The sequence below is a fragment of the Lentilactobacillus kefiri genome (assembly GCF_007989105.1).
Taxonomy (GTDB): Bacteria; Bacillota; Bacilli; order Lactobacillales; family Lactobacillaceae; genus Lentilactobacillus; species Lentilactobacillus kefiri.
The window spans coordinates 1-3,534 of the sequence record NZ_BJVK01000071.1 but is presented as its reverse complement, the minus strand read 5'-3'; the positions used below and the strand labels follow the sequence as shown (position 1 = coordinate 3,534).

Sequence of the window (3,534 nt, the reverse complement as noted above, 5' to 3'; positions counted from 1 at the left end):
GGTAGATTGTAAAATAAAAAAGATATAACTTGTGCCAGGCCGATAAGATACAAAAACACATAGGACATTGAGAAGCTAGCATAAAAAACTATGTGTTGCATTTTAGGGGCTATAATTATAAATTAGATAATACATTAGAAGCTGGAGACAAGATTGTCTAGATAATGTGTGAGATAAAATTTTTGGCAGGTTATCATACATAAGACAAAATGTTTTTAAAACTGATAACGTATTTATTTCACAACGATTACGCATTTATTTTTGAGAAAAATATAAAGCAGGAGGATTACAATGCTGAAAACTTATTCTTTAACAACAGATACATTATTAGTTTCGTCAGAATCAGATATCAAAAATTCTTCTGTTGTTTATGTTTATGGCGACGAACGAGAATATATCGAATCTTTTGAACATAAATATGACCTTAAAATAGGCAATATACTAACGTTTGATGATCAAGTTGCATATGACACGATGATAGATCGGAACGATGAAAAAAATTTCCTCGTAAGTTTTTTGTTTCCCAAGATACACGAAGGTGGGCATCTAGATAATCTGACGACATCTGTTGTTTTCTTGGTATTTAAAAATAAGTTGATAATTTTTACAAACCAAAAATTAAATTCCATTTCCGAACTCTTATCCAATATGGTTTTACGTGATATCAATAATTTCACGGAGGAAGTACTTTTAAAGATCATGCAAAAAGATTTCTATGCGATGCTTAACGACCTTCGTGGAATCAAGGAAAAAATTGATGATTTAGACTCAAAAATATCAACGTCCGGTCCACTCAGACCAACGTTTGGTGATTTATTGACTCTTCAAAAATACATGATAGCTTTGTCATCAACCTATAAAGCTAACCATAAAGAGCTTGATTTCATTAAAAAAAATTTCACAACTATTGACGATATTGATTTTAGTACTAAAAAAATAATTGATGATTTATACGATACAAGTGATACAATGGATAGAATCATTTTAGGTTACAGCCAATATTTGGACAATTTGGAAAATATGATAAACAATATGATTTCGTATCAGCTAAACATGATTATGAAAACTCTAACCGAGATATCAATCATTTTGACTATTCCAGCGATTATTTTTGGTTTTTGGGGAATCAATGTCGATGTCCCGTTTGAAAAATCTTCTTATGGTTTTTTTGCTGTGCTGATTATCTCTGTTATACTAAGCCTAATTTGCTGGTTTTGGTTGCGACGCAAAAAATATTAAAGTATTTGTGATACCCTAATATGATTTAAAGCAGAATTTCTTTGTTGAACGAAAACCCGCTTCAGGTTGTATTAACTGAAGCGGGTTTTCCGTTGTTTAAATATTAATTTCGGCGAAAATGAAGTTCTGTCAATTGTTTCATTTGCGTTATATCAATTAATTCCAACCGAGTTTGATAGTCGGATTGCTCGAATAATCTTTTTCCGTTACCAAGTAAAACGAGTGCGATTTGAATCCACCATTCATCAATCAAGTCAGCAACAATAATGTTTTTTAGTAGGTTCACACCACCGACCACCCAAATATTGCCCGACGGTTGTTCTTTCAACTTTCTAAGGTAGTCTACTGGATCCTCGGATACGGCAAAACCTTCTTGGACATCGAAATTAGTATTATGGGTAAACACCACAACATCCTTACCGGGATATAAAGGCTGGACGTACTTTCGGGCCTCTTCGTATGTAATTCTGCCCATCACAACAGTTTCTACCGTATCCAAAAAGGCATCTGTGGTAAGTTTATCACCGACTTCTGTATCAAATAACCATTGTAATCCATCGTTCACATCGGATAGGTAGCCATCCAAACTAACAGCGCCATAAAAGAAAATTTTAGCCACGTTATTCCCTCATTTCTTAATCTGTTGCAAGTATAACAAGTCTTGCAAAAATATGATAATTGGTATATTCAATAAAGCTGTGGAAAGGCACAGAGTGGTCCGCTCTTCACCCCGCAACAAATAAACCTACGGCTTGTGAATTTTTAAAAATCACAAACTAGGCGCTGTAAACGTTGATATAGCAACAACTACGCATAATCAAATGTTATGTAAATCAGATAATGAAAAGAAGTCAGATAAATACTAATATAGCGAGACCAATATTTATATCTTTTCTTCACCAGTGAATATAAATGTTCAACATGCTTATCTAAGCGGGGGCTACAACTATCAAATAGGCCTTTGATCATTTCTAAAGCCATTCTTCAGAACGTTATTACGATCTGAGGAACGGCTTTATTGGCTTGTGCAAGTAACATTTGCGTGACTAATGCTAGTAATTCTTGCTAGGATTGCCCTAGATCCTTGATTATGATTTAGGAGGAGTGTGATTTGAGCTTTAAAGACGATATCAAGACCTTGCGCAGGCAATCTAACTTAACCCAAGAAGCGTTAGCTCAAAAATTACATGTGACCCGTCAAACGGTCTCAACTTGGGAAACTGGCAAGAATATGCCAAGTTTAGAGACCCTGCATGCTTTGAGTCAATTGTTTAACATCTCACTCGAAAAACTTCTATTTAACGAGGAGATTGCAATGAAAAAAGATAAAGAACCCTCTTTGGCTACCCAGATAGATCATGATGTTAAGCTTAAAAGTCGTTATCGTCGTTGGACTTTTGGTTTAGGTGGCTTGATCGTACTAGCACTGGTTAGTATTGGTATTTTATGTTTGGGATATTATAAAGGTATTGGGACGATTGATCGCTTTGATCCGTTTTTATCCTATAAAGTCGGGTACACTAAATTACCTAGTGAAAAGGAAATTTCTCCTAACAATAAGGCGACCAATGGTTACTGGACCGCTTGGTTCACCGATAATACGATGGGTAATGAATGGACCAAATTAACCTTAACGACGGGGCTTAATCCTGGGGTCAAAGATCCTTATGTGATGGCGTATCATAAGGGCAGCTATGTTAAAGTTGCACGTATTGTGCCTCGCACCTACATTAATCAGACTTATGTTAGCAACTTAGCAGCGCTAGATGCCTTGTTAAACAATAAAGGCAATACCGCAACTAACAATCATGACCTTAAGAAGTATAAGACACAAATCCACATATCTGACATTGTCCAACAGTTAGTAACTGAATAGAGAACCACCTAGTTACAATCCACAAGTGGTTTTAGGGTCTATAAGTTCCAAATAACCCCTCAAAAACGTTGTTAAAATAACCCCCAATATCTATAATGTAGATGTTGGGGGTTATTTATCTTTATAATATAAAAATGACTTCTTTTATTCGTCATCAATACTGAACAACAATTTGTATAAAAAGATTATTTCTTCTAATTCTTCACGCGATACATGATCAACAATGGCTTCATCAGTGACATGTCTTGCCCGCAAATCTAAGGCTATTGTTTGATCTAATAATACTTTCCCATGTACTGTTTGACTACTAGTTAGCCGATGATACATAGGAAAATTACGCTCGGTACTGCTAATTGGAGCCACAATCGTCATGTTACTTGTCTGACAGACTAGATCATTGCTTAGAGCAATGGCTGGCC

At 35.3% G+C, this 3,534-nt stretch carries 4 protein-coding genes; 2 read left to right on the top strand and 2 right to left on the bottom strand.

The window, feature by feature from the left end; translation table 11 throughout:
- The first annotated feature begins 291 nt into the window (after positions 1–291).
- Entirely contained in the window at positions 292–1,239 is a 948-nt protein-coding gene (locus LKE01_RS11580) for a magnesium transporter CorA family protein (protein ID WP_095347957.1), read from the top strand.
- A 103-nt stretch (positions 1,240–1,342) separates the two neighbouring features.
- On the opposite strand, the gene LKE01_RS11575 is transcribed toward LKE01_RS11580, so the two are convergent.
- The gene (locus tag LKE01_RS11575) at positions 1,343–1,858 is read right to left on the bottom strand and encodes a dihydrofolate reductase family protein (protein ID WP_054769888.1); all 516 of its coding nucleotides are present in this window, start codon (positions 1,856–1,858) and stop codon (positions 1,343–1,345) included.
- Between the two features lie 492 nt (positions 1,859–2,350).
- Between LKE01_RS11575 and LKE01_RS11570 the strand changes: the two genes are divergently transcribed.
- Positions 2,351–3,115, top strand: coding sequence for a helix-turn-helix domain-containing protein (locus tag LKE01_RS11570; RefSeq protein WP_095347958.1), 765 nt, complete (start codon positions 2,351–2,353; stop codon positions 3,113–3,115).
- A gap of 144 nt (positions 3,116–3,259) precedes the next feature.
- Here the strand turns inward: LKE01_RS11570 and LKE01_RS11565 are convergent.
- On the bottom strand, positions 3,260–3,534 hold a 275-nt coding region (locus LKE01_RS11565; RefSeq protein ID WP_054769887.1), incomplete at its 5' end, for a type II toxin-antitoxin system PemK/MazF family toxin.